This is a genomic window from Streptomyces sp. NPDC030245, from assembly GCF_055572995.1.
On record NZ_JBVICF010000033.1, the window covers coordinates 1 to 1,294 of the forward strand.

The following is a 1,294-nucleotide window of genomic DNA, read 5'->3' on the forward strand; positions in this document are numbered from 1 at the left end:
TCGCCATTTTATTTTGCGGGGGCATGGCGGTCCTCGGCGAACGTGGCCCTGTCTCGTCGTGGCTGCAGTCCATGGATCGAGAGGCTGATCGCGCTAAGTTGGAGCCGGTGATGCGAAAATTCGCTGAGCAGGGCAAGCCGGAAGCGATCATCTGGCTTGCGCAGAACTTCCCGAAAGAGAACAGGACCTCTCTCGAAGCTTTGGCGAGCCAAGGGAACGGAACGGCGCTCTTCACCCTCGCGGCGCTGCGCCTCCGTGACGGCGACGAAGGCGAATTCGAGTCATTGATGCAGCAGGCAGCAGAGGCAGGTAATGCTGACGCTCTTCGTTTCATCAAGCGCCAGGCTGAGCGCTGAGGCATCTATCCGTGGCGTGATTTTGAAACCTAGATCACGCCACGGATAGTCCACCGTAAGTTGCGAGCGAAGGGGTGTTGGTGGTGGCAGAGACATATACCTGTGGTGGCTGTGGAGCGGAATTTTCCCCCGGCGATCATGTGTGCCGGGGGTGTCACGGTCGAATCGTTTATGGCGCCCTTCCGGAAGAGGTTTCGAAAGGAGCGGGTGCTGCAGGGGCGGTCTGGGCGTCTATTGCCTTTGCAGTCCTGTTTCTGTTGCCGGTGGTAGTGTCTAGCTGTTTCGGTGTGGCTGTCCCGATTGGCCTCGGGCTTGGGTTGTGGGGATTGCTGGTTGTCTTTGCTGTCTGGGTATGGGGGTATCGGTGGGGCCGGAAGAGGGCTGTCGCTGCGCGAATTGGCATGTGCAGGACTGTTGTTGATAGGAGCCGGTCGTGATCAAGTTGGCTGCGGATAGTTCACCGGTGGCGAAATTCATTCGCCATAGGCGCTTGGTCGCCGATATGCGCCTACCTGGTGTGGTCGCGGCTGAGTTCCAGGGTTGGGTTGGCTCCTGCTCAGTTCGTTATCGTCTCAGGGGTGCTGAGCACGCGGATGTGATTTCCTCAGTAGATGAAGCCTTGCTGGTGGCTGGCATGCTGAGTGCCCCACTGGCCGGCGCTGACTCGGTGCGCGTCGAGCCTGCTACATCCGGGCAGGCTGACTTCCGCACGGCATTGGAGTGGGGAAGGGCTCGGCTTGGCGAGGTCGACCTGGCGAAATTGCTGGCTTGGTGGTCTCTCTGAGAGCAGATGGGTTGCTCTCGATCTTTTGACTTTCATTAGGCTATAGTAAGCGCTAATTTGCTGAGAAAGCTTTAGCGCATGAAGCTGTCCGACTACAAGAAGTCACCGAAAGAGTTCATTCAGGGGGTCCGTTCTGACGGGTTCCGGGTGGGCT

Annotated in this window: 2 protein-coding genes; both read left to right on the plus strand. The window is 58.5% G+C overall.

Annotation, left to right across the window (positions count from 1 at the left end; all coding sequences use genetic code 11):
• Window positions 1-356: hypothetical protein (locus tag ACZ4Z4_RS38260; RefSeq protein WP_468338514.1), on the plus strand; the 356-nt coding region annotated here is incomplete at its 5' end.
• Between the two features lie 433 nt (window positions 357-789).
• Window positions 790-1,140 (plus strand): hypothetical protein, encoded by a 351-nt coding sequence (locus ACZ4Z4_RS38265; RefSeq protein ID WP_009684320.1) that lies wholly within the window; start codon window positions 790-792, stop codon window positions 1,138-1,140.
• Window positions 1,141-1,294 lie beyond the last annotated feature (154 nt).